This window comes from Paraburkholderia sp. BR10923, from assembly GCF_040948765.1.
In the GTDB taxonomy this organism is placed as follows: domain Bacteria; phylum Pseudomonadota; class Gammaproteobacteria; order Burkholderiales; family Burkholderiaceae; genus Paraburkholderia; species Paraburkholderia youngii.
Genome location: NZ_JBFPKO010000006.1, coordinates 207,522 through 232,671, shown reverse-complemented (window position 1 = coordinate 232,671; position 25,150 = coordinate 207,522). Strand labels below are relative to the sequence as shown.

The 25,150-nt window shown below is 63.3% G+C and carries 23 protein-coding genes; 14 read left to right on the top strand and 9 right to left on the bottom strand.

Annotation, left to right across the window (positions count from 1 at the left end; all coding sequences use genetic code 11):
• Nucleotides 1-58 precede the first annotated feature (58 nt).
• On the top strand, nt 59-943 hold the full coding sequence (locus AB3X94_RS13805; RefSeq protein ID WP_368611827.1) for an alpha/beta fold hydrolase: 885 nt from the start codon (nt 59-61) through the stop codon (nt 941-943).
• Nucleotides 944-958: 15 nt separating this feature from the next.
• Here AB3X94_RS13805 and AB3X94_RS13800 read toward each other — a convergent pair whose 3' ends face one another.
• Together AB3X94_RS13800 and AB3X94_RS13795 are read right to left on the bottom strand one after the other, a co-directional pair.
• Nucleotides 959-1,255, bottom strand: a complete 297-nt coding sequence (locus AB3X94_RS13800; protein ID WP_368611826.1) for a hypothetical protein — start codon at nt 1,253-1,255, stop codon at nt 959-961.
• A 26-nt stretch (nt 1,256-1,281) separates the two neighbouring features.
• Nucleotides 1,282-1,470, bottom strand: coding sequence for a hypothetical protein (locus AB3X94_RS13795; protein WP_176111239.1), 189 nt, complete (start codon nt 1,468-1,470; stop codon nt 1,282-1,284).
• Between the two features lie 309 nt (nt 1,471-1,779).
• Between AB3X94_RS13795 and AB3X94_RS13790 the strand changes: the two genes are divergently transcribed.
• From AB3X94_RS13790 to AB3X94_RS13755, 8 genes are all read left to right on the top strand, one after another.
• Nucleotides 1,780-2,673: an MBL fold metallo-hydrolase gene (locus AB3X94_RS13790; protein ID WP_176111240.1), complete on the top strand. Its 894-nt coding sequence runs from the start codon at nt 1,780-1,782 to the stop codon at nt 2,671-2,673.
• Between the two features lie 25 nt (nt 2,674-2,698).
• Entirely contained in the window at nt 2,699-3,667 is a 969-nt protein-coding gene (locus AB3X94_RS13785) for an alpha/beta hydrolase (protein WP_176111241.1), read from the top strand.
• Nucleotides 3,668-3,823: 156 nt separating this feature from the next.
• Entirely contained in the window at nt 3,824-4,729 is a 906-nt protein-coding gene (locus tag AB3X94_RS13780) for a LysR family transcriptional regulator (protein ID WP_368611825.1), read from the top strand.
• 444 nt (nt 4,730-5,173) lie between these two features.
• Complete coding sequence (locus AB3X94_RS13775; RefSeq protein WP_176111244.1) at nt 5,174-6,052, top strand: ATP-grasp fold amidoligase family protein; 879 nt, start codon at nt 5,174-5,176, stop codon at nt 6,050-6,052.
• 3 nt (nt 6,053-6,055) lie between these two features.
• Complete coding sequence (locus tag AB3X94_RS13770; protein WP_368611824.1) at nt 6,056-6,178, top strand: hypothetical protein; 123 nt, start codon at nt 6,056-6,058, stop codon at nt 6,176-6,178.
• 226 nt (nt 6,179-6,404) lie between these two features.
• Nucleotides 6,405-7,931, top strand: a complete 1,527-nt coding sequence (locus AB3X94_RS13765; protein ID WP_368611823.1) for a glycosyltransferase family 39 protein — start codon at nt 6,405-6,407, stop codon at nt 7,929-7,931.
• 169 nt (nt 7,932-8,100) lie between these two features.
• Nucleotides 8,101-8,457 carry an STAS/SEC14 domain-containing protein gene (locus tag AB3X94_RS13760; protein ID WP_176111246.1) on the top strand — a complete coding sequence of 119 codons (357 nt, stop codon included), beginning with the start codon at nt 8,101-8,103 and terminating at the stop codon, nt 8,455-8,457.
• A gap of 100 nt (nt 8,458-8,557) precedes the next feature.
• Nucleotides 8,558-9,457 (top strand): NAD-dependent epimerase/dehydratase family protein, encoded by a 900-nt coding sequence (locus AB3X94_RS13755; protein WP_368611822.1) that lies wholly within the window; start codon nt 8,558-8,560, stop codon nt 9,455-9,457.
• A gap of 113 nt (nt 9,458-9,570) precedes the next feature.
• On the opposite strand, the gene AB3X94_RS13750 is transcribed toward AB3X94_RS13755, so the two are convergent.
• The 3 genes from AB3X94_RS13750 to AB3X94_RS13740 all read right to left on the bottom strand — a co-directional run bounded on the left by AB3X94_RS13750 (nt 9,571) and on the right by AB3X94_RS13740 (nt 13,544).
• A complete protein-coding gene (locus AB3X94_RS13750; RefSeq protein WP_368611821.1) occupies nt 9,571-9,789 on the bottom strand; it encodes a DUF2945 domain-containing protein in 219 nt (72 codons plus the stop codon).
• Between the two features lie 174 nt (nt 9,790-9,963).
• Nucleotides 9,964-11,697 (bottom strand): NADPH-dependent assimilatory sulfite reductase hemoprotein subunit, encoded by a 1,734-nt coding sequence (locus tag AB3X94_RS13745; protein ID WP_368611820.1) that lies wholly within the window; start codon nt 11,695-11,697, stop codon nt 9,964-9,966.
• An 8-nt stretch (nt 11,698-11,705) separates the two neighbouring features.
• Nucleotides 11,706-13,544 carry an assimilatory sulfite reductase (NADPH) flavoprotein subunit gene (locus tag AB3X94_RS13740; RefSeq protein WP_368611819.1) on the bottom strand — a complete coding sequence of 613 codons (1,839 nt, stop codon included), beginning with the start codon at nt 13,542-13,544 and terminating at the stop codon, nt 11,706-11,708.
• Nucleotides 13,545-13,712: 168 nt separating this feature from the next.
• On the opposite strand from AB3X94_RS13740, the gene AB3X94_RS13735 reads away from it, so the two are divergent.
• The 3 genes from AB3X94_RS13735 to AB3X94_RS13725 all read left to right on the top strand — a co-directional run bounded on the left by AB3X94_RS13735 (nt 13,713) and on the right by AB3X94_RS13725 (nt 17,437).
• Nucleotides 13,713-14,648, top strand: a complete 936-nt coding sequence (locus tag AB3X94_RS13735; protein WP_368611818.1) for a LysR family transcriptional regulator — start codon at nt 13,713-13,715, stop codon at nt 14,646-14,648.
• Between the two features lie 274 nt (nt 14,649-14,922).
• Nucleotides 14,923-15,390 carry a CBS domain-containing protein gene (locus AB3X94_RS13730; protein WP_176111252.1) on the top strand — a complete coding sequence of 156 codons (468 nt, stop codon included), beginning with the start codon at nt 14,923-14,925 and terminating at the stop codon, nt 15,388-15,390.
• Nucleotides 15,391-15,421: 31 nt separating this feature from the next.
• Nucleotides 15,422-17,437: an acyl CoA:acetate/3-ketoacid CoA transferase gene (locus AB3X94_RS13725; protein WP_176111253.1), complete on the top strand. Its 2,016-nt coding sequence runs from the start codon at nt 15,422-15,424 to the stop codon at nt 17,435-17,437.
• A 17-nt stretch (nt 17,438-17,454) separates the two neighbouring features.
• Here AB3X94_RS13725 and AB3X94_RS13720 read toward each other — a convergent pair whose 3' ends face one another.
• From AB3X94_RS13720 to AB3X94_RS13710, 3 genes are all read right to left on the bottom strand, one after another.
• A complete protein-coding gene (locus AB3X94_RS13720) occupies nt 17,455-18,003 on the bottom strand; it encodes a hypothetical protein (protein WP_176111254.1) in 549 nt (182 codons plus the stop codon).
• Nucleotides 18,004-18,031: 28 nt separating this feature from the next.
• Entirely contained in the window at nt 18,032-18,187 is a 156-nt protein-coding gene (locus AB3X94_RS13715) for a hypothetical protein (RefSeq protein WP_176111255.1), read from the bottom strand.
• 215 nt (nt 18,188-18,402) lie between these two features.
• Nucleotides 18,403-20,703, bottom strand: coding sequence for a filamentous hemagglutinin N-terminal domain-containing protein (locus AB3X94_RS13710; RefSeq protein WP_368611817.1), 2,301 nt, complete (start codon nt 20,701-20,703; stop codon nt 18,403-18,405).
• Nucleotides 20,704-21,291: 588 nt separating this feature from the next.
• Here AB3X94_RS13710 and AB3X94_RS13705 point away from each other — a divergent pair.
• On the top strand, nt 21,292-22,515 hold the full coding sequence (locus tag AB3X94_RS13705) for a YeeE/YedE family protein (RefSeq protein ID WP_176111257.1): 1,224 nt from the start codon (nt 21,292-21,294) through the stop codon (nt 22,513-22,515).
• 93 nt (nt 22,516-22,608) lie between these two features.
• On the opposite strand, the gene AB3X94_RS13700 is transcribed toward AB3X94_RS13705, so the two are convergent.
• Nucleotides 22,609-23,289, bottom strand: coding sequence for a DUF4410 domain-containing protein (locus tag AB3X94_RS13700; RefSeq protein ID WP_368611816.1), 681 nt, complete (start codon nt 23,287-23,289; stop codon nt 22,609-22,611).
• Nucleotides 23,290-23,493: 204 nt separating this feature from the next.
• On the opposite strand from AB3X94_RS13700, the gene AB3X94_RS13695 reads away from it, so the two are divergent.
• Nucleotides 23,494-25,149, top strand: coding sequence for an FAD-dependent oxidoreductase (locus AB3X94_RS13695; RefSeq protein WP_368611815.1), 1,656 nt, complete (start codon nt 23,494-23,496; stop codon nt 25,147-25,149).
• The last annotated feature ends 1 nt before the right edge of the window (nt 25,150 follow it).

Here is a 25,150-nt window from a genome sequence, read left to right as displayed (position 1 = left end):
CCAATCGCGACGAGACGTCGAGCTATCGTGGCACTACCCTGTTTGCACGAGGAAAACCATGAACACCTACCGCCACGCCGCTACCCAGCGGCTCGACATTGCCTATCTCGAATGGAACCCGCAGGGCGCGCGAACAGCGGTGCTGCTGCATGGCTGGCCGGACAGCCCGCAGTGCTGGAAGAGCGTCGCGCGCATTCTGGCCGATTCGGGTTACCGCGTGCTCGCACCTGCACTGCGGGGCTTCGCGCCCACCCGGTTTCTCGATACGAGCACGCCTCGCAGCGGCCAGTTGTCCGCGCTGGGGCGCGATCTTCTGGATTTCGTCGACGTGCTGCAAGTTGAGCGGCCGGTCCTCGTCGGACATGATTGGGGCGCACGCGCGGTCGCTAATGCGTGCGGCCTGCGAGACGGCGTGGCCTCACATCTGGTAATGCTCTCGGTGGGATACGGCACCAATGCCCCGGACCAGGTATTGACCCTGCAGCAGGCACGCAATTATTGGTACCACTGGTTTATGGCCACGCCGCGAGGCGCACGCGTGGTTCGGGACGAGCGTGAGGCCTTCGCCCGGCAGATGTGGGATAGCTGGGCGCCGGCCGGCTGGTACACGCCGGCCGACTTCGCCGAAGCGGCGCAGTCATTCGTGGGCGACGACTGGGCCGACATCGTGCTCCATTCCTATCGACATCGTTGGGGCTTTGTCGACGGAGACCCCGCCTATGCCGACGATGAAACGCGTCTGAATCCCGCACCGGCGCTATCGGTCGCAACGCTGGTGCTGCACGGCGCTGCCGACACTTGCAATCATCCCGATAGTTCGAGCGGACGGGAGTCCTACTTCCTTGGGCGATATGAGCGGAAGGTTCTCGATGGTGTCGGCCACTTTCCGCAGCGCGAAGCGCCGCGGGACGTCGCCGATGCCATCTTGCAGTTCTGTCGATAAGACTGGGGGCGGCCGTCAAAACTCGAGCGAAATGCCTTCACTATGGAGTGCACGTTGTACCGCCGGCCGCTCGAGGACGTGCCGCGCCGATGCGGTCCAAGCCTGATACGTGTCACCCATCGGTAGGCCGATGCGTATGCCCCACCGATAGAGAACAAGCAGAAACGGATCGACGATCGTATAGCCGCACGGCAACGAGTACGAACACCCGTCGGTGAGCTTGCTTTCGATCTGCGCAAACGCTGTCTCAATCGTCTGTCGAGCGTGTGCGGAAACCGCGGCATGCAACGACACCTCTGCGATGAACGTCACGATTGCCGGGAGTTCCGTCAATACGCCTACCTTTCGCTGCGCTTGCCGCCGACGCCGATCTTGCCGCGCCCGACCTTGCGATGCGGCGCACTGGGGCGCAGCCTTTTCCTGGAACTAGCTGTCAACGTGACGTGCTCCGAAGGGTAGCGGGTCGTTCTGTCCAGTGCGGCTTGATAGGCGCGATGGCCTGGATCGTTGCGCCTGGTAGCTGACATGACTGGCACCTCCTCAGAGAATTCTAGGCCGAAACAGCCCGGCGGTTATGTCGCCTTCCTGAGTACGGTGCGCGTCATTCATGACAACCCGGACCGCGGCACCCGGAAAGCCGGCAAAAGCTGTCGCCGCAGTCCGTCAGACAGCGCCGTTGCACCCTCAGCGGCGATCCGGTCCAGGCGTCACAACGTTCGTTTTTCCGCAACCATGCTTTCGCCCAGCCCCGCTTCTTCCAGACGGCGGGAAGCAGGACTATACGTCCATGCCTCGACACATCGCCGCGGCCTCTTCCAAAAGGATGTGCAATCAAAGTGGACACCATTCATCGATATCGGATCGGCAGTGCGACCGTGACACGGGTCACCGATCTCGTTCTTCCCGAGATTCCTTCAGCCTACCTGTTTCCCGACCGGGATCGCTCGATCCTTGCCAACGATCCGCCGCCATGGATCGGCCGCGAGAACGCCTCGCAAGACGGTGAGACGCTCGCGTTGAGCGTACATAGCTGGATCGTGCAGACAGAGGGCAAAACCGTCCTGATCGACACGGGTGCCGGCAACGGCAAGCATCGACCGCTGAACCCCGTGTTCGATCAACTCGATACGCCTTACTTGCAGCGCCTTGCGGCAGCCGGCGTCCAGCCGGCCGACGTCGACGTCGTGCTGATCACGCACCTGCACGTCGATCACGTCGGCTGGAACACGGTGCGCAAAGGTGACGCGTGGCGCCCGACATTCGCCAATGCGACCTACGTGTTCTCGAATGCCGAGTACCGTTTCTATGCCGACGAAGCGCACGTGCAGACACCGAGCGCTGGCGTATTCGAGGACAGCGTGCAGCCGATTATCGATGCGGGCCAGGCCCTGTTGATCGACGCACAAAGCCAGCCCACGCTCGAAGGCCTGGAGGGGTTCACGTTCCATCGAACCAAAGGCCACAGCTTCGACCATCTGTCGATCGGCTTCACTTCCGAAGGGCAGCACGCGCTGTTTTCAGGCGACGTCATGCATCACCCGATTCAGATAGCCAAGCCCGAGTGGAACTCGACTTTCTGCGAGTTTCCCGACGATGCCGAGCGCTCGCGGCTCTGGGCGCTGAACCACGCCGCAGATCGGCACTCGCTGTTCTTCAGCAGTCATTTCCCCGGAACATCCGTGGGCGTGGTCGAAAGGCAGGCCGGCGGTTTCGTCTGGCTGCCCCGCTGAACCTCTCCACCAGAGAGCAAACATCATGGCAACCCAAGCACAGATTGAATCCCGCGACTTCATGATCCCGAGCGATACGCCCGAGATCGAGCTTCACATCCGCAACAAGCGGCCGGCAGGCCGCACCGACTTTGGTGAAGCACGCACCGTGATGTTGATGCACGGCGCCACCTACGGATCCGGCAGCCTCTACGACACGCCGATCGGCGGTTATTCGTTTATGGACTACCTCGCTCGCGCAGGCTTCGATGTTTACGCCGTGGATGCGCGCGGCTATGGTGAATCGACACGACCACCGCAAATGCGTGTCGCCGCTGCGCAGAGCGAGCCGCTGGGGCGTACCGAATCCGGCTTGCGCGACTTCACGAGCGCCGTGAACTTCGTGCTGCGCACTTCAGGCATCGCGCGTATCAATGTGATCGGAATGTCCTGGGGCGGCAGCGTGAGTGGCGCGTTCACCGCCCGCAACGGTCACAAGGTTCGCAGGCTCGGGCTCGTCGCGCCACAGTGGGTCAGCGACAAGCCCATCCCACTGGACCCAGGTGGCCCGCTGGGTGGTTACCGGGTGGTGCGCGCGGCCGATGCGCGCGAGCGCTGGGTCAATGCCGCCCCCGAGTGGAAGCGCAGCACACTGATACCGGATGGTGGCTTCGAAGCATGGCTCGACAATACGGTTCGCACGGAGCCCGACGAGGCGTTGCGCGAGAACCAGTCGATCCGTGTCGCGAACGGGCCGATTCAGGACATTCGCGAGTACTGGGGAGCAGGTAAGGCGTTTTATGACCCGGGCCACATCGAAGTGCCGGTCCTGCTGATTCATGGAGAATGGGATGTCGACGTGCCGCTCGCGCTTGCGCAGGATTACTTCGCGCATCTGAGCGGGTCGCCGGACAAGCGTTGGCTCGAACTGGGCGAAGCAACCCACATGCTCATGCTCGAGAAGAACCGGGGGCACGCATATCAGGCATTGGTCAGCTTCCTGAGCGAGGCTTGATGGCGGCGCAAGCGTACGGGCGACCGACGCTTACGACACGCTTTCGGCGCCTGCGCCGTGCGAGAATGCCGCAGCACATCGCATGCATCCTCGCACGACGCAAATATCCATATCGACCCGCGACCCGCATGCATCCCAATCTGACAGGACTAATGCATGGATAAGCTGGCCGCGATGCAGACCTTCGTTCGTGTCGTCGATTCAGGCACCTTTACGCGTGCTGCAGACCTCATGAATGTGCCCAAATCGTCCGTCACCCGCCTCATACAGGAACTCGAAAAAGAACTGGGGGTGCGGCTGCTGCACCGTACAAGTCGTCAACTCACGCTGACGCAGGAAGGCCAGATCTATTACGAGGGCTCGATTCGCGTGCTTGACGAGGTTGGCTCGCTGGATGGCAGCGTCCTGAGCGCAACCCGTTCGCCGAAGGGAAAAATCAGGGTGGAACTGCCCGGCTCGTTGGCGTACCAATTGGTCGTCCCGGCCATGCCCGACTTCTTTGCGCGCTATCCCGATGTGCAGGTCGAGCTGAGCGTCGGTAACCGGTCGGTTGATCTCATCGCCGAGAACCTTGACTGTGTTCTGCGTCTCGGGCCATTACTCAGCGACTCACTGATCGCGCGCTCGGCCGGTACGCTGCCGCTCGTGACGTGCGCGTCGCCCGCCTACATTCAGCGCCACGGCCTACCGCGCGAGCCCGCGGACCTCATGCAAGGCCATACGATCGTCCGCATGAATTCGCCGCGCTCGGGGCGAGACTTCGTCTTCCAGCTCCATCGGGACGAACAGCTCTTCGAAATCCACGGCAGTCATCGGTTAAGCGTCAACGACTCGAGCGCCGCGCTAGCGGCTGGACTTGCAGGGCTCGGCGTACTCACCACCTATGCGTTCCTCGTCACCCCGCACCTTCGCTCTGGCGCACTCGTGCGCCTCTTTCCCGATTGGCGCGGCGATGACGTCGCTGTGCACGTTGCCTATCCGGCCAATCGGCATCTCGCCTCCAAGGTGCGCGTATTCGTCGAATGGGCGATAGAACTTCTCAGGGCAAGCGAACCCGCGTAACTCTTCGCGTCGTCACGCAGACAATCGTACTTCGCGGTAGTGACCGCAATCGATGTCCGCAGTGCGTTGCAGGATCACGTTGCTGGACAGGTCAGCCTTGCGGCGCTTCTTCCGGCAATGCGTGACGTTGCGCGCATGCTCGACGCGTAGTCGTTGATCAAGGCGACGATACACATGCGTACGGTACCTTCCACTTCAAGCGCGTTCATGACGCTTTCATTGCGAACACATCCGGTCAGGAAACAAGGTCAGCGGCCCATTACTTCTGATTATTTGCACTGAGCGGCTTTGCTGCATATCAATAGCTACTACATGCGGCGGCACCGCTCTTGACGTTGGCTTCTTGCCGAATGATCATGTCCCCTGCTGCCTGCATCGAACTTCTGTCGGTCGCAGCTTCAGGAATGTTGATACCCGTGCGTAGTCATTGTTGGGAGACGTGTAATGACCTACCCGTCCCAATCCATTGTTCAATGGACGAAAGACAACGCGAAACAGCTTCTTCCCGATGCGGTTTTCCTCAGCTTGCTACACTGGAAGCGTATCGGGCGCTTCCCTAAACTATTTCACCCCACAACCTACAACGAGAAAATCCTGCTACGTTGCTTGCGGCCGGACTCGCGATACAGCGCGTTGACCGACAAACTGACCGTGCGCGATTACGTCAGAGAAAAGATCGGTGAGAAATACCTTATCCCCATCATCTCCGCACCCTCGGACTTTACGCAGAATGTTTTCGACATGTTGCCGAATTCCTTTGTCATGAAGGCAAATCATGGAAACAACTTTGTAGAAATCGTCCGGGACAAGTCGCAGCAGAGTTTCGAACATCTCCAGCTTCTCGCCAGCCAATGGCTATCCACCAATTTCTACAGAAATGCGCGGGAACGGCACTACCGAGGAATTCAGCCACGCATTTACTTCGAGAGTCTGCTGCTCGACGAGCACGGCATGATTCCAGCCGACTACAAGGTTCACTGCTTTGCGAACGGATCGGGGCGACCTGTGATGTTTATCTTCGTGATCTCAGACCGTTTCGGAAGTAATACGCGCGGCGACACATACGACGCACAATGGAACCGTATCGACCTCGAGTTTGCTCCCTACGTTCGCAGCACGAGACCGGCACCGCGGCCGAACAATCTGGAGTTGTTGCTTGATACGGCGGCGCTTTTGTCCGAGGGTTTCGATTATGTACGCGTCGACCTGTACTCACCATCTGACCGGGTGTTCTTCGGCGAACTCACTTTTACGCCGGGGGCCGGCGTAAGTCCCATGCTACCCGATCGTGTCGATTATGAATGGGGACGTCTTCTGACATGATGTATGTGCGCTAGCCGGAACCGCCCCCTGATCTCCGGCTGGTACAACGGTCACCCGGCTACCGAAGATGCGCGGCAGCTGATGGTCGTGACGACGTTCCTCTTCATTCGCCCGGCGGCCGGCTGATGCCAGGCCCATTAGCGGCATGCCGCTCTGTTAGTCGATGGACGCGCCCCCTTCACGGGCCAATTTTCGCCGCGAGCGTCCTTCCTCCCTCAAGCCTTTGTAACTCGATCGGCGCCATGGGTTGCCGGGTGGTCTGTCAGTTTCGCCCACTTGTTCCATAAGCTCATATTACAATGCCGGGCTAAAAACGCCGCCCGGTACGGCGGCACTCGGACCATCACGCTCAATGTCGACCCAGCTTTCGAATCCTCCGTCGCTCGCCTCGGCCTCCGACCAACCTGCCGCCGCAGGCATCGCATCACTCGGCTGGCTGCTCCCCTTCCACGCAGTCGTCTGGACTCTCGCCGCCTGGCTCGCGCGCGGCAATCTGGACATCCAGGGCGACATGGTCGAGACCTACGTCTGGGGCATCGAGTGGCAGGCCGGTTACGCAAAGCACCCGCCGCTTTCGTCGTGGGTCGCAGCGGCCTGGTTCAACGTGTTCCCGCATACCGATCTCGCGTATTTCGCGCTGTCGGCGGTGAACGTGCTGGTCGGCCTCGCCGGGATCGTCGCGCTCGCCGGCCGCTTCGTGCCGCGCCAGATCGCGATCTTCGCCGGGCTTGCGATGGCGGTATCGCCGCTTTACTCGAATCTCGCCATCAAATTCAATCCGAACTCGATCCTGTTGTCGGTCTGGCCGTGGACCGCCTACTTTTTCGTCCGCTACGCGCAACCGGGCAGCCGCCTCGCGCGCAGCGGCGCGGCGCTCGGTCTCGGGGCGTGCGCGGCGCTTGCGGTGCTGGGCAAGTACTTCACGATCGTGCTGCTGCTCGGGCTGTTGCTGGCATTGCTCGCGCGCCCCGCATGGCGTGCGCGCCTCGTCAGCGTCGATTCGCTGCTCGCGGTGGCGGCCGGCGTCGCCGTGCTGGCCCCGCACGTCCACTGGATGATGGTCAATCATTTCCCGACGCTCGAGTATGCCGCGCAACGCACTGGCGGCACCCTGCTCGCCGCGGTCGGGCGCTTTGGCATCTACACGCTCGCGCAGATCGGCTATCTCGCGCTCAGTTTCGTTTTCGTGCTGTTGATGGTGCGCACCCGCGGGGCTGCGCGGCTGATGGCGCTGAGCGTCGTTCGGCCCGCGTCGCACCCGGATCTCTGGTGGCTCGCGCTGGGGCCGCTGTTCGCCGTGGGCGTGCTGTCCGTGACCGGCAAGACGCAGATGGCCTCGGTCTGGGGCATGGCGCAGTGGTTCGCGATCGTGCCGCTCTGGCTTGCCGTGCTTGCGCAAGCCCGCGTCGAGTTCGCGCCGCGGCGCGCGATACGCGCGATGGGGGTTTACTGGGCGCTGGTTCTCGCGGTGTCGGCAGTGGTCGGCTACACGGGGGCGCGGCGCAATACCGACGACGCGGCCGAGCCACGCGCGGAACTCGCGGCGGCCGCGCAGGCGGTGTGGCACGAACGCACCAGCCGGCCGCTGTCGATCGTGGCGGGCTCGACGCATGAGGCCGCTTCGATGGTGTTCTATGACGGCGGCCGCGCCCGCTTCTGGGATCTCCACTGGCCGGCGGCAACGCCCTGGATCACACCCGCCGATTTCGCGCGCCAAGGTACGCTGATCGTGTGCCGTGGCGACGACTCGGACTGCATCGCGACTGCATCGTCGCTAAGCCATGCAGCGCCGGTTGCGCTCGAGGTGGGCAAGACCGCGTGGGGACGGGAGTTGCCCGCGCGTCCCTACCAAATGTTCGTGATCGTGCCGCAGTCGTGAACCACGCGCCGATCACGCCGGACCGCGGCCGGCCGCTCGTCGTCGATCTCGATGGCAATACGCTCGCAACCCAACCGGGCGTGTGGAAAGGGGTACCATGAGCACACCGTCGGACGCCAGGTTCATCTGTGCCTGAGCGTGTAACGTCTCTCTCGCCAGGGGTCCTGCCATGATCGTGTATCACACCGTACCCGATTCACCGGTCATCGAAATAACCGTCGAAGGCAAAATCACCGACCACGAACTGCGCGAAGCCATCGAGCGCATGCGTGGCGATCTTGAACTGAACGGTAAGACCCGCGTGCTCGAACGCATCGAGCATTTCAGCGGCATCGAACCGAAGGCGCTGTGGACCGACCTGACGCTCGGCGTCTCCGTCGCCCGCAAAGTCACGCGCGCCGCCGTGGTGGCCGACGCGGGCTGGATTCACGCGTCGATGCATTTGGCGCGGTTCTTTACAAAGGCCGAAATGAAGGCGTTTCGCGTCAACGAGCTGGAACAGGCGCGAGCCTGGATCAACGCCTGAACGTCGTCTCAGCCGAACGCATTGAGCAGAGACCAGCACTGCCGCATCAGGGACACGCAGCGCCACCGGAACAAGAAGGACAACAGGAGAAGAGGAGCACATGACGAAGCGAGTGATTGTGACCGGCGGCAGCGGCCTGGCCGGGAAATGGGTCGTCCAGGACCTGATCGAGCACGGCTACGAGGTGATGAACGTCGATCGCGTGCCGATGGCAGCGCGCACCGCGCGCACGTTGATTACGGACATCACCGATGCGGGCCAGGTATTCAATGCGCTGGCATCGAGCACGGCGGCGGGGGAATTCGCCAACGACCTCGAACCCAAGCCGATTGACGCGATCGTTCATTTCGCGGCGATCCCTCGCATCATGATCACGCCCGACAACGAGGTTTACCGAATCAACGTGATGGGCACGTACAACATCCTCGACGCGGCGTCGAAGCTTGGCATCCGCAAGGTGATCGTGGCATCGAGCGAGACCACCTACGGCATCGTGTTCGCGCACCGCGACCGCAGTCCGGAATACTTCCCGCTCGACGAGCAATACCCGGTGGACCCGATGGACAGCTACGCGACGTCCAAGGTGATCAACGAAGTGACGGCGAAGGCGTTTCACGCGCGAACCGGCTCCGACATTTACTGCTTACGTATCGGCAATGTGCTCGAACCCAGCGACTACGCGAAGTTTCCGCAGTGGCTCAAAGACCCGACACTGCGCAAGAGGATTGCGTGGAGCTATATCGACGGCCGCGACCTCGCGAGCGCGTGCCGGCTCGCCATCGAAAAGGATGGCCTCGGCTTTCAGGTCATGAACGTCGCGGCCGACGACGTATCGTCCGACGTACCCACAGCGGAACTGCTTCGGCGCTACTACCCGGGCGTGCCGCTCAGAAAGCAACTCGGCGAGTTCGAGACTCTGCTCAGCAATGAGAAACTCAAGCGCCTTCTTGGGTGGAAACAGCAACACTACTGGCGTGACGAAGCGAAGAAGATCGCCTAGCAGGCATGGCGGGCCGGTACCCTGCCGGCCCGATCATGCCGTGCGAGTCTTGCTGGCCTACCTTGCAACGACGCAGCCCGGTGCAATCGCGTCGTTTCTCGATCCGGCGCGGATCAGTGCTTGTGCACCTTCTCCAGACTGTCCGCGCGATGCACCGCATGCTGACCGCTTTTCTCGCTTTCGACCTCGTAATGGGGGTCGTCCTTCGACGCGCTGACAACCTGACCGTCCAGTTCCGTATCCCTGATGATCCTGCGGACGATCGTGCCTGTCGTCACGCCTTGCGCAGTGTTCCACGTGACGCGATCACCTGTTTTCAGTCGATGGGACATGATTGTGCTCTCCAGTGGTTGAACCCATAGGATCGCAGCATTCCTCGTTCCTGAAGCCGGGTCCGAACGCCTGCCTCGCGCCGCCGACGCCCGCGTCGGCGGCGCAAATCCAATTCTCCTTCATGGACCGAAAGTAAAGCGACATCGTCGAAGCAGACCGTGCAATACACTTGATCAACGGTTGAAATCGCGGCCCGAGGTCACGGCATCGACATAACCTGCGCGAATGACGAAGTCACCGAAGTGCTCGTGCTCGACGCGTTCGCTGGCGAAATGGCCGAGCGTCGTGTCGAGCGACTCGAGGATCGTCTGTTCGCCGACGTTCTCGCGATACAGGCGATTGAGTCTTTCCCCGTGAAAGCCGCCACCGAGATAAAGGTTGTACTTGCCCGGCGCGCGTCCCGACAGGCCGATCTCTGCGATATAGGGCCGCGAGCAACCGTTCGGGCACCCGCTCATACGCATCGTGATCGGGACATCCGTCAGCCCGTGCTTTTCGAGCAAGGCTTCGATCTTCGTCACGAGAGACGGGAGGTAGCGCTCGCTTTCGGCCATCGCCAGACCACAGGTCGGCATCGCGACGCAGGCCATCGAGTTCAGGCGCAACGCGCTGTCACGAACGTGAGCGAGCAGGCCGTGTTCTTCGGCGAGCCGCTCGATTTGCTCGCGGTTCGCGTCGGGCACCTGAGCAATCACGATGTTCTGATTAGGCGTCAGGCGAAACGTGCCGACGTGCACGCGCGCGATTGCACGCAGACCATCGAGCAGCGCATGGTCCGGCCCGTTGCTCAGGCGGCCGTTCTCGATGAACAGCGTCAGGTGATGTGCGCCGTCGTCGCCCGTCTGCCAGCCCAGTGCGTCGCCGTTGGTTGTAAAGGCAAACTGGTGCGCGTTTCCGAGTGCGAAGCCCAGCCGCCGCTCGATCTCGGCTTTGACCCAGTCGAGACCGAGATCGTCGATCGTGTACTTGAAGCGCGCGTGCGCGCGTTCCTTGCGGTCGCCGTAATCGCGCTGAACGCTCATCACCGCTTCGCAGGTGGCAAGCACCTGATCCGGCGTGACGAAGCCGATTACGTCGGCGAGGCGCGGATAGGTCGCCGCCGATTGATCGCTGCGGCCCATTCCGCCGCCGATCGCGACGTTGAATCCCTTCAGTTCGCCATGCTCGGCAATGGCGATAAATCCGAGGTCCTGTGTATAAACATCGATGTCGTTGACGGGTGGAACCGCGAAGCCAATCTTGAACTTGCGCGGCATGTAGGTCTTGCCGTAGAACGGCTCCTCGGGTTCCGGGCCCTCGATGCGTGTCTCGCCATACCAGGTCTCGCGATAAGCGTGCATGCGTGGAATCGCCTGGTCGCTGGCGCGGCGTGCGAGGTCATAGACAGCGGCATGGAGTGACGACAGATGCGGATTGATCGAGCACATCACGCCGCGGGCATCGTCGCCGCAGGCAGAGATCGTATCGAGCTGCGCTTCGCGCAGGCCCTGGATGAGGGGTCGCAGGTCGTCCTTGAGCACCCAATGGAATTGGACCGTTTGCCGCGTCGTCAGCCGCAGTGTTTCGCCGCCGTTCGCACGCGCGAGCTCGTCGAGTTTGAGCCATTGCGCAGGCGCGCAAACGCCGCCTGGCATCCGCACGCGAATCATGAATTGAAACGCCGGTTCCAGCTTTTGCCGCCGGCGCTCGTCGCGCAAATCGCGGTCGTCCTGCTGATAGATGCCGTGGAATTTCAGCAGCTTCGTGTCGGTATCGGCTACGGCGCCCGTCAGCGGATCGGCAAGGCTTGCGCCTATCGTGCCGCGCAACTGGTCGCTCGCGGCCTTCAGACGTTCGTCCGCGCTCAAGCGTTCGACGGGCTGTGACAGGTCGCGGCTGCGATCCGGTTCGGTATGTGGGTTGCTCATCATGTCGCTCAGTAGACATCGCGCTGGTAGCGCCCGTCACGTTGAAGCTGTTGAAGGTACGCTTGCGCGCATTCGGTATCGAGCGCGCCCTCGCTGCCGATGATCTCGAGCAGCGTGTGATGGACATCGGGCGCGAGGCGGCTTGCATCGCCGCAGACGTACAGGTGCGCGCCTTCTTCCAGCCACGCGAAAAGGTCGTGGCCCTGCGCCTGCATCCGGTGCTGCACGTAGGTCTTGCCTTCGCCGTTGATGCGCCGGTCGCGCGAGAAGGCAACGTCCATCCGCGTCAACGCGTTGTCTTTCAGCAGCCGTTGCCACTCCGTCTGATAGAGAAAGTCGGTGCGGAAGTTGCGTTCACCGAAGAAAAGCCACGACCGTCCGTTGGCCCCGCGTGCTTCGCGTTCCTGCATGAAGGCGCGAAACGGCGCAATGCCGGTGCCGGCGCCGATCATGATGATCGGCACGTCGCCTCCGGGCAACCGGAAGTTCGAATTCCGGTGTATGTACACAGGCAATTGAGCATCGAGCTCGATGCGCTCGGACAATTGCCCCGACGCTACGCCTGCGCGCGGTTCGCCGTGCAGTTCGTAGCGCAGCGCCGAAACGGTCAGGTGCACTTCATCGGGTGCCGCGGCGAGGCTCGATGCAATCGAATAGAGGCGCGGCTGCAAAGGTCTTAGCGCAGCCAGGAAGTGCTGCGCGTCGATGCCCTTGACGGGAAACCGCCGGAGCACGTCGATGATGTGGTGACCGCGCATGTAGGCGGTTCGCTCGCCCGCATGCGCGTTGTCGACGAGACGTTCGAGCTCTGCCGCACCGGAAAGCCGTGCCCAATGCTCGAGAAAGCGTGGCGTGAGCGCAGTGACTTCGAAGCCCGCGCCAAGCGCATCGCCGAGTGTGGTGTCGTTGCCCTTCACGTCGACGGCTTGCGAGTCATCGAGATCGAGTTCCTGCAGTACCGCGCGAACCACTGATGGGTCATTCGTCGGCACCACGCCCAACGCGTCGCCCGGTTCGAAGCTAAGGCCCGAGCCTTCGAGCGACAGCTCGATATGCCGGGTTTCCTTCGAAGATCCACGCCCCGTCAGCGCAATGTTTTCAATGACGCGGGCGTGAAATGGATGTTGCCTGTCGATGGCGGCCCGCCGTTGCGGCAACGCGCCTGCGGGCGCGCGCGGCTCGGCGCTGGGCGGCTGACCGCCTGCGGATAAATTGCTGCCCAGAAGCGCAAGGGTCTGCTCGATCCAGGCGTTCGCCGGTTGTTCGTAATCGACGTCACAATCGACCCTCTGCGCGAGGCGCTCGGCGCCGAGCTCCTCGAATCGGCGGTCGAGCCGCTTGCCCGCCTCGCAATAGTGTTCATAGGTCGAGTCTCCCAACGCCAGCACGGCAAAACGCATGCCGCCGAGCTTCGGCGCCTTGCGTCCTTCGATGAACTCGAAGAAGTCGGTGGCCGACTGCGGCGGATCGCCCTCGCCATAGGTGCTCACGACGACGAGGACATCCTGCTCGTCCTTCAACTGGCGAATCTTGTAGCTCGCCATGTCATGCAGCGATGCGACGAGACCGCGTTGCGCCGCCTGCTCGGCGAGCGTGCGGGCGAGCGCCGCGCTGTTGCCGGTTTCGCTGCCGTAGAGCACGGTGAGCCGGCGTGCCGAAGTGCCGCCGAGATCGGCTTCAGCAGCCGGTGCGCGCGCTTCGGCTCGCAGTGTGCTGGCTTGATCGAACCCCGCCAGATATCCGCTGACCCAGACGAGTTGCCGGGAGTCGAGCGAGGTCGTGAGGGCCTTGATGTGTTCCCACTGGGCCTCGGTGAGCACCGGGTCCCGAAATTCCGCAACAGCCATCTCTCTATCGACTCCAGACGTACGCTGCCCGGGGTGTCCGCGTGAGCGTGTCGCGCGGGCCTCGACAGGTCAGCTTGGTGATGAACCAACCGCAATTTTCCGGCACCGGTTATCCGCAGGCAAATGGATTGTCATTGCAATTGAAAGCAAAAATTTTGATATAAAACGATGGATATCACGCTAGCTCGCACCTTTCTCGAAGTCTCGGCAAGTGGTAGCTTCATATCTGCCGCGCAGCGTTTGCACCTGACGCAGACGGCGGTGAGCGCGCGCATCCGCACCATGGAGGAACAGCTGGGACGCCGGCTGTTCGTGCGCAACAAGGCTGGCGCCCGTCTGACGACGGCTGGGGAACGCTTCGTCCGGCATGCAACGACCCTCGTGCAGGTGTGGGAACAAGCTCGTCAGCATGTTGCGCTCCCGCCCGGACGCGAAGAGGGTGTCAGTCTGGGCGGCGAACTCAGCCTGTGGCATCCGCTCCTCGCCGACTGGCTCATCTGGATGCATCGCGAATGCCCGCAGATCGCCCTGCGCGCGGAGGTCGACAGTCCGATGCGTTTGCTTGACCGCGTGCATGAAGGATCGCTCGACATCGCTGTTCTTTACAACCCTCCGCAACGTCCTGACCTGGTTTCGGAACTGCTCGTCGAAGAAAAGCTGGTGATGGTGACGAGCGCGCCAGATGGCGCGATGGATCCCGCCCAGTATGTATATGTCGACTGGGGGCCGAGCTTTCAGGCAAACGATCAGGCGGCCTTCCCTGAACTCGGTAGTCCACCTGTCTCCATTTCGCTCGGACCGTTGGCGCTGACTTATCTGCTGTCAGTTGGCGGATCGGGCTACTTTCGCATCGGCACCGCCGAGCCGTTTTTGCGGGACGGCCGTCTGCGCCTCGTCACGGGCGCGCCGGAATTCTCATGGTCGGCGTACGTGGTGTACGCGAGACGACAGGAAGGCAACGTGATCGACCGCGTCCGGCAGGGGCTGCGGGCCGTCGCCACTGCGTATGACGAACCGCGCGCGGACCACGAGGTGGGCTCACGGCCGACCGTTCGCGGTAGCAAGCGGCGGACGGATCGGGGCGAATCCGTGTCACAGCGGTGACGGCGCCTGTAGGTTCGACCGAAATGTTCAACCTGAATGTCTGATCTGGTCAGATGTTCATCGAGAGGCGCCGACCGCTATCAGAAGCGTGACGTCTTCTTCCACATAAGCCCGAACGGAAAATGTTCCGTTCGGCGCAGATCAAGCGACCTACACTGCAATTCGGACGAAGACAAAAGATCGCCAGACCTGGCTGGACCTGAACGATCGTATTCCGATTTCGCTTTGATCAGGCGGAGTCCGCACATGCTCCCCTTTCTGTGTGGAGGCGCTCATGAAAAAGGAGAGGAAGACAGCACGGCAAATTCTGTCCGCGAACCCGCGGGAGGTGGTTTCGGTCGGACCCGACGACACGGTGCTCAGCGCGCTGCAGCTAATGGCCGACAAGGATGTGACGACGGTGCTGGTGCTGCAAAGCAGCAATCTGGTTGGCGTGCTGTCCCAGCGCGACTACGCGCGCAAAGTCGACGTGCTCGGCCGCAACGCCGCCAACACCAAGGTTGGCGACATCATGACCACTCAGGTGTTTTATGTGACACCCGAGCATACCTGCGATCAATGCCTCGCGTCGATGCACACGAAGCGGATCCGGCACCTGCCTGTTATCGAATCGGGGCGCGTCATCGGCGTGCTTTCCGACAGTGACGTGCTGGAGGAACTCCTGCAGGAGGATGAGCATTTCATCCGGGTTCTCGAGGACGACATGCTCCATCTGACCATCGATACCGGCGGCGCCTACTAGACAATCGCGCTCGAATCAGACGAGGTGAAACGTGAGCACGCAATCAACCGCGGGGACGCCTTCACCGGCGATCCTTTCCCGCTCTTCCGGCAAAGTGGCGTCCGCGCGCGATGCCGTGCGCCTGATCCGCGCCGGCGATACAGTCGCGACAGGCGGCTTCGTCGGCATCGGCTTCGCCGAAGACATCGCTATCGCCATCGAGGAACTCTGTACGACCCGTGACGAGGATGCGTTAGTCACCCTCCCAAAGCCCCGCGACCTGACGCTGGTCTATGCGGCCGGCCAGGGAGACGGCAAGGATCGGGGACTGAACCACCTGGCGACGCCGGGACTCGTCAAACGCGTCATCGGCGGACACTGGGGTCTGGTGCCGAAGCTACAGCGGCTTGCGGTGGATAACCAGATCGAAGCCTATAACCTGCCGCAGGGCGTGATCAGTCACCTGTTTCGCGACATTGCAGCCGGAAAACCCGGCCATCTTTCACGAGTCGGCCTCGGTACCTTCGTCGATCCGCGCTTCGGTGGCGGCAAACTGAACGAACGCACCACCGAGAACCTGGTCGAGTTGATGCAGATCGGCAACGAGGAATATCTGTTCTACAAGTCCTTCCCGATCAACGTCGCGATCGTGCGCGGCACCACCGCCGATCCCGACGGCAATGTGACGATGGAGCGCGAAGCGCTGACCCTGGAGGCTCTGGCGATCGCCATGGCCGCGCACAACTGCCACGGTCTGGTGATCGTCCAGGTGGAGCGAATCGCCGAAAGCGGCTCGCTCAATCCGCGACAGGTCAAGATCCCCGGCGTGCTGGTCGATTGCGTCGTGCTGGCGCCGCCCGAGAACCACCAGCAGACCTTTGCCACACCGTACAGCGCGGCGTTCGCCGGCGAAATCCGGGTGCCGGTGAGCAGTGTGGCGCCGATGCCGATGAGTGAGCGCAAGGTGGTCGCGCGGCGCGCGGCAATGGAACTCCAGCCGAACAGCGTGGTGAATCTCGGAATCGGCATGCCCGAGGGCATCGCCAGCGTCGCCAACGAGGAAAGAATCCTCGACCTGCTGACGCTGACCACCGAGCCCGGCGTGATCGGCGGCATTCCGGCGGGAGGCTTGAACTTCGGCGCGGCGACCAATCCGCAGGCGATCATCGATCAGCCCGCCCAGTTCGATTTCTATGACGGCGGCGGGCTCGACATCGCGTTTCTCGGCCTCGCGCAGGCCGATCGGATGGGTAACCTCAACGTGTCGAGATTCGGGCCGCGCCTGGCTGGTGCCGGAGGCTTCATCAACATCAGCCAGAATGCCAGGAAGGTCGTGTTTGTCGGCACGTTCATGGCGGGCCAAAGCCAGATTTCAGTCGTCGACGGCAAGCTGCACATCCACCGTGACGGCACGGCCAGGAAGTTCATCGAGGAAGTCGAGCATCGCACGTTTTCTGGCCCGTATGCGGCGGCAGCGGGACAACCGGTCCTCTACATCACCGAGCGTTGCGTGTTCGAACTGGGCGCCGAGGGCATGGAACTCATCGAGATCGCACCTGGCGTCGATCTGGAGCGCGATATTCTGGCCAGGATGGACTTCGCACCGATCCTGCGTTCGCCGAAGCAGATGGACGAGCGGATTTTCCTGCCGGAACCGATGGGCCTGCGCTCGAATGTTTTGCGGCTGCCGCTGGAAGCACGCTTCATCTACGACGACGACAAGAACATCATGTTTCTCAACTTCTCGCGTCTCGAGGTGAAGCGTCCCGACGACATCGCCGCGATCCGGGCTCAGGTATGCCGCGTCTGCGAACCACTGGACCACAAGGTTTATGCGGTGGTGAACTACGAGGGTTTCGTGTTGGACCCCGCGCTGGAAGACGCGTATGTCGAAATGGTCGAGGATATGGTGCAGCGCTACTACCTCGGCGTGACGCGCTTTACTACCAGCGCTTTCATGCGCGCCAAGCTGGGCGGCGCACTGACGCGGCGCGGGCTGTCACCTTATGTCTATGAGACGGAGGCGGAAGCGCAGGCCTTCCTGCGCGAGCAGTCGTCGGAGCGCTAGCGAAGCTGAAATCGACATCACATCGGCTTGTTGTCGCCACCCTGCAAGTGGAGCGGGTCCGGGCTCTTCTGGGTTGAGCGCAGCACGCCAGTGTCGTCGAAATAGAAATTAAACAGCAGGTACCACACGTTGTCTTCCAGATAGCGATAGCTCCAGACTTCGCGTTTCATCACCGGAAAGTAAGTCGTTTCCTCCGGGCGGCCGAAGTTGATCAGAACGTCATTCTTCGTCCACTTGTCAGGCTCCGCGCGGTAAAACTCGTTCGGCTGCAGCACTTGCCGGACGCGGATAACCTTGCCGGTCGGGTCGATGTCCGCGGCGACGGTGACTTCCCCCATGGGCTGCGTCGGCCACATCAGCCGCCGGGAACCGTCGGGCATCTCGTAGACCTCGCGCGGCTGCCCCAATCGGGCGACGACGGCCGATTCCGGTTCGCCTGCATGGAACGCCTCCCACGGCTGCGCGCAGGCCCCGAGCGCGAATAACGCCGCGCAGAACAGCGCGGCGCGTGTGTGACAGGCACGACCGAATGCCGATCGGGGTGAGTTCGATCGCCGGGATGTCATCTGGGACTCTACCCGCCAGGCTCCGGAATCAGTGCCTGTGATGTAGCCAACCCATGTGATGGGCGTCGAGCCACTGGGTCATGGTCTCTTGTCGATGCGCGTGCCTGTATCGCCGCGCGAACACGAACGCGATGACCAGCAGGGCCGCCAACGCCACTACCAGGCCGATCATTGACTGAGTCATGGCAGCCTCCTTTCTAGGTTGCGACCATGGTTATATGGTAGCCGATGCGCTCACCGAAAGCGTCGCGTGCGCGGCGGGGACCCCGCCTCAGGGCCGCCACTTCGTCGCCGGCTCGGCAACCGTCGCTCAGGACGACGCCGGCATCGGCATCACGCAAGCCGGCTCGCGCGGCCTCATGGCTGCCCCCGATGCGTGCCTTTATCGGACCCTCGATGTCAGGGCCCTGCCAGCCAGCGCAACTCTGGCCCCGGATAGCCCGCGACCCACGTGCCGTTCGCGCTGAAATCCCACGTCGGACCGAAGCTCGCCGGCTCGAGCAGCTGTTGATCGGTGAGTCCGCTCGAGTTGGCCACCGCCGTGCCCGAGCCGACACCCGCCGCCGCTCCGGACGATTCGCGGTTCCAGAACACGTTCGCGGCGATGCGGCCGCTGTTCGTGCCCGCGATACCGCCTGTCGTCGCGTTCGCGCCCGCCGTGAGCCTGGACGCGGCATACGACTCGCGGATGAAGCCCGCATTGCTGCCGACAAGCCCTCCGACAGTCGCGCCGCCGCTCAGGAATTCGTCTGCATACGATTGGGCGATCGCGCCACGGTTGGTGCCGACGAGTCCGCCGACTATGCTTTGCGCACCGGCTGTTGCCCGGCCGATCGCGAAAGACTGACCGATGCGGCCATCGTTCAGGCCGACGAGTCCACCGACCTGATCCGCGCCATTGATGGTCACACCAGCCCACGAGCGCTCGATACGTCCAAAGTTCTCGCCCACCAGGCCGCCGGTCACTGTACTCGTGTTGCCTGTCACATTGATGGTCCCCGTTGCGCCGACGTTCACCATGGACCCGTAGTTGACGCCGGCCAGCAAGCCGACCGTTCCTCCCGATGAGGTCGCGGCGCCGTCCGCCAACGTGAAGTTGCGCACGACGCCGCCCTTGCCGATCACGCCGAAGAGTCCGGTATCGGCCGCGGTCGACAGATGCAGGTCCGCGGGCAGATGCCCCATGCCGTCGAACTGACCGGTGAACGGATTCGCCGCGGTGCCGATGCCGCCGAAGTCCGGCGCACCCGCGAATTCCAGCCCCCTGCTGCCCAGCGCATAGTTGCCGGACAGGTTGTTGTTCACGGCGCTCAGGTCCGCCATCGAGTTGACGAGCTGATAGGCCGTGAACTGCGTGACGAGCCCACTGAACGGCGCAGGGTGCCAGAATGCGTTGGTGCGCACGGTGCCGGGCGTGTAGCTGCCGTTCATGTCGTACAAGCCACTGACGACGCCCATGCTGCGTGACCAGTCGATCGTGCCCAGATTGGTCAGGCTGCCGCCGTTGTCGAATCCATAGGTATCGGCGGACAGCGTGAGCGACCCTGCGCCCCTATTGGCGATGGTCGCCCGCGGTGCGATCGTCAGCGAGTGAGCCGCATCGAGCGTCAGCGCGGAGGCCCCGTGCCAGCGCACGCTCGCTTCGATCGCGATGTCCCCTTCACCGGTCGCACCGAGCTTGCCGTCCCCGCCATTCGCGATCACGGAGATGGTCGTGCCGTTGTTCAGGCTTGCGCCGAGCGTGTTGGCGGTCGGGACGTCCGCGATGAAGTTCCCAGTTGTGATGTTCCATGTTTTCGCTCGCACGTTGGCGCCGCCGAGCTTGACGTCTTTGCCTGACATATCGACCGTGCCACCGCTGCCGTCCGCATTGCGCGCGCTGATTTGCGCGCCGCGCGCATCGACGTTGCCGGAGTTGACGAGGACTCCGTTGACGGTCGTGTTCGCGACGAGCCATACGTGGCCGTCGCGCGTCGCGGTGCCGGTGGCGCGCAGCGCACCCGAATGACCCGCGAGCGCGAAAATGTTGCCGTCGGCCGCCTGCACGTTGACGATCGCCGCCCGCACCGTGCCCGAGTTCGTCACCGTGCCGCCGCTTCCCACGTCCACGAAGACTTGTTGATAGTTGCCGTCGTATAGATGCACCTGACGGCCCGTGGCGAGTTCGGCATTGCCGTTCGGCGCAACGATCGTCCCTGCGTTCGTGACCTTGCTGGCCGATATCAGGAACACGTCTCCACCCGACGAACTGATCTTGCCGAGATTGACGACATCCGCCGTAGAACTGCCTGTATAGGCTGACCCACCGATCATGGGCGGGTTGAGAAAGACATCGTTGGGGACGTCGAGGGTCGAGGCGACGAAGCGCCCGCCCGTCGACACCACGCCGCGAGGCCCGATCAGCACGCCATGCGGGTTGATCAGGTAGATGCTGCCGGTGCCCTTCAGCGTGCCGTAGATCGCCGACACATCGTCACCCGTCACGCGATTGAGCGTCGCGCCGGTGCCGTTGTCGATCGACACCGTGCGGCGCGATCCGATCGAAAAACTGTTCCATTCGATGATGCCGCGCGAGCCCGCTTGCGTGATGCTGATGCCGGCGTCGTTCTGAGCAATGCTTCCCGAGCCGGCGACGAAGTGGCCGCCCTGTGGCAGCGCCCCCGCCGCGCACGCGACGTCCGTCGTGAAAAGTCCGGTCAATGAAACAACGATGGCGAATGAAATTCGCCCACTTGAATGACGACGTTGCGATGCACGTCGCCACAGCAGAGGTGGCCTTCGAGTTCTCATACATCCCCCCTTCCACGCTCGCGCGAAACGGCTGCGCCCCGTATGAAGACTAGCAGTTCGCCTCCTCGCCAGTTGCAGGCAATCTCAACGATTTGCGCCTTCGTGTAAGGCTTTTGCACCGGTCTCGCCGCACGACGGCCGCTTGGTTTGAAGGCCGTGGCTTCGCGACGCCGTTTATTACCACCGCCTTCCACGTTGATGACGATTTCAATGCAAGTTTGAAATACCGTTATTACGACAGGTTATTAAACGACGGACCTCCGACCACCGTCGATCTCCGCAAAAACCCCGTCCGGCGGGCATTGCCGGCTCGCGACACCGCACGCGCCCCGACTTGCCGTCGAGTAGCGCGAACCTTGGCAGGCAGCGGCCGCAACCTGACATTTCGGTATACTCCCGGGCTTTCCCGAAACGATTATTCGCGGCACCTCCCGCGCAGCGACCGCCGTTTGACCGGCGCGCCGCCTTCGCGCGACAAGCGCGTCCGCTCCACTCATCATGTCCGATCTCTCCACGCCATTCGGCGCGCCTCGCCGTGTCGTCAACATCAATCCGAAGCCGCTCGCCGTCGGGCTCGCGCTGGTCGTGCTCGGCGCGATCTATCTCGCGCAGACGGTCAGCGTGAAGCAGGCCGCGCTGTATGTCCTCGGCGCGCTGCTCGGCATCACGCTCTATCACGCCGCGTTCGGCTTCACGTCCGCATGGCGCGTGTTCATCGCCGACGGCCGCGGCGCCGGCCTGCGCGCGCAGATGCTGATGCTCGCGGTCGGCGTGCTGCTGTTCTTCCCGGCGCTGTCCGCCGGCACGCTGTTCGGGCATCCGGTGGTCGGCGAAGTGTCGCCCGTCGGCACCTCGGTCGTGGTCGGCGCGTTCATGTTCGGCATCGGCATGCAGCTCGGCGGCGGCTGCGCGTCCGGCACGCTGTACACGGTCGGCGGCGGCAGCACGCGGATGGTGGTCACGCTGATCGCGTTCATCATCGGTTCGGTGATCGGCACGGCGCACATGCCGTTCTGGTCCGCGCTGCCGCATCTGCCGCCGATCTCGCTCGTGCAAACGCTCGGCGTGGTTCCGGGGATCGCGCTGAACCTCGTGGTGTTCGCGGCGATCGCCGCGCTCACCGTGCTGATCGAGAAGCGCCGTCACGGCCGTCTGGTCAGCGAGGTGGAGCGCGCACCGAACGCATCGCCGTGGCTGCATGGCCCGTGGCCGCTCCTCGCCGGCGGCGTCGTGCTCGCCATCCTCAACTTCGTAACGCTCGCGCTGTCGGGTCGTCCGTGGGGCATCACGTCGGCGTTCGCGCTGTGGGGCGCCAAGGCGTTTTCCGCAATGGGCGTCGACGTCGCGAGCTGGCCGGTGTGGAGCACCGGCCCGAACGCGGCCGCCCTCGCCGCACCGATCAGCCACGACATGAAGTCGGTGATGGACATCGGCATCGTGATCGGCGCGATGCTCGCCGCTTCGCTGGCCGGCCGCTATGCGCCGGTGTGGCGTCTGCCGCTGCGCTCGCTGATCGCGGCGATCGTCGGCGGTCTGATTCTCGGCTACGGCGCGCGTCTCGCGTACGGCTGCAATATCGGCGCGTACTTCAGCGGCATCGTGTCGGGCAGCCTGCACGGCTGGCTGTGGCTCGTCGCGGCATTTTTCGGCAACGTGGTCGGCACCAAGCTGCGTCCGCTGTTCGGCCTCCCGGTCGAGCGCATCAAGCAGACGGGCTGCTGATCAGGCGGCTTCGGCCGCCTATCGGGCGGGGGGTGCGCTGTTGCTCCGCCCGCGCAGTTCCGGTCGAAAGTCGTCGCAACGAAGTCGAGTCTTCTACCTGGAGCCAGTCTGAAGCCGTCGCGCGAGCTCGTCGGCTATCTGCTGCGCGCTGTTTCTGACCGCCATCTTTTCATCGCGACCGGACAGAACGACCTTCGCGGCGATCACGTACGGATTGAGCTTGATCACCGCGCCCGGCATATCCCTGCTCTTGCCCTCTTCAACACTTTCATAAAGCGGCGGCAACTCCGGCGCAGCCAGGTTATCGCAGGAAACCGCGACCTGAAACTGGCTTTGGCCCGCGCCCATGCCCACCATCGCGCGACGCAGCCGGTTACCCTCGTCGACGCTGAGAAAAACACCGCGCACCTGCCAGCCGTCGTGAGGCAGCGGCTCACCCGGCGCGACGCGGCGCGCGTCTACTCCGGCCTTCTTCAGATCGTCCGTCAAGGATTGCGCCATCAGCGCGACGATCTCTCGCGCCCGCGCCTGCGGGTCCTGCTGCTGGCGCAACGGACCCGCCGGCACCAGATTGCCCACGATGCCCCGCGCGCGGTGGCCCGGCCCGCTGTCAGGGGCGATATTCGCGGCGTCGAGATCGAAATCGGCGACATAGACAACCGGCGGCGCGGCAGCAGCCGCGAGCGCTGCCGACGCATCCGCCGCGAGACATCCGTCCGCGCTGGCACACACATACGTCGCCAGACCGACCATTCGCATCCATCGAAACATCATTGCGCACCTCCGCGCTGATCGCCTGGTACTGGTTGCATGGCAACGACGAAATACGCCACTCACATCTTGGCTCTTCACCCATCTTAGGACTTTCGATCGTCTGCATCGCGATCCGAAAATCCTATACTGGGTCGATGCGGTTGGTGGCTATGCGCGTTGTCCACGTATGCCTTGGCGCGAGTTCGACAAACGGAAAACAAAGCCATGCTGACGATCGACGACATTCGCGCCGTGCCGCTGTTCTCCACCCTCCCCGACAGCGAACTGGAAACCCTCGCGCACACGGCCGCGGACCTGCATCTGTGCGCGGGCGAGTTCGCGGTTCATGAAGGCGGCGAGCGCGCGTTATACGCGGTGCTGTCGGGCAAGATGGAAGTCATCAAGACGTTCGACGGCATCGAGCGGACCTTGGGCTGGCGTCTGCCCGGCACGATCTTCGGCGAAGTGCCGCTTGCGCTGAGTTCGCCGTTTCCGGGCGCCTATCGCGCAGCCGAGCCTTCGCGCGTGATGCGCGTCGACGCGCCGCAATACTATGCGCTCGCGGCGGCGTCGCCCGAGGTGGCGTTCAAGATGGGGGCGCTCGCGCGCGAACGCATCGGCGGGCTGCAAAGCCTTTCCGCCGAGCCGCCGAAAGCGCGTGTGACGATCGTCGGCAACCGTTGGGACGATGCGTGCACGCTGCTGCGCCAGTTTCTCGCGCGCAATCAGATCAGCGCCGACTGGCTGGCGCCGGATGCGCCCGAACTCGCCGCGCGCTGGCCTGGCACCTGTCCAACGGAACGCGAGTGCCCCGCGTTGCGCCTCGTCGACGGCACGGTGCTGAGCCGGCCCGCGACACGCGAACTGGCGGGACTGCTCGGCCTTCAGACGCAGCCGCGTCTGGACGGATACGACACGGCGATCATCGGCGGCGGCCCCGCGGGGCTGGCTGCCGCGGTGTACGGCGCGTCGGAAGGTCTGCGCACGCTGGTGCTGGAGCGCGAGGCGCCGGGCGGACAGGCGGGCACGTCGTCGCGCATCGAGAACTATCTCGGCTTTCCCAATGGCGTTTCCGGCGACGAACTGGCGAGCCGCGCGCTGCAACAGGCACGGCGGCTCGGCGCGGAAATCCTCGTGACGCGCTCGGTCGAGCGCATCGATGCAAAGACGCGGCGGATTCATCTCGACGGCGGCGACGCCGTACACGCTCGAACCATCATTCTCGCGACGGGCGTCACGTGGCGGCGGCTTGCCATCGACGGCTTCGACCGCTTTATCGGCAAGGGGATCTACTACGGCGCGGCGCGCAGCGAGGCGAGCGCGACCCACGGCCTCGATGTCCATCTGATCGGCGGCGGCAATTCGGCCGGCCAGGCGGCGTTGTTCTTCGCCAATCATGCGCGCAGCGTGACGCTCGTCGTGCGCGGCGATTCGCTCGAAAAGGGCATGTCGCGCTATCTGGTCGAACAGCTTGCGGGCAAAGCGAATGTCGCGGTGCGCTTGCGCTCGGAAGTCGTCGGCGCGCATGGCGATACGCATCTGACGGCCATCGACATTCGCGATTCGACGACGGACGCAGTAAGCCGGCACGACTGCGGCGGCCTGTTCGTCTTCATCGGAGCCGATGCGCAGACGGAATGGCTGCCGTCCGAAATCGCGCGCGACGTACGCGGCTATGTCCTGACCGGCGACGACGTCGTCAAGGCCGCACGCTGGCCGTATCATCACCGCGATCCTTATCTGCTCGAATCGAGTGTGCCTGGCGTGTTTGCGTGCGGGGACGTGAGGCTGAGCCCTGTGAAGCGCGTCGCTTCGGCCGTCGGCGAAGGCAGCATGGCGATTGCTTTCGCGCACAGGTACTTGCAGTCGGACGGTGCGTGAG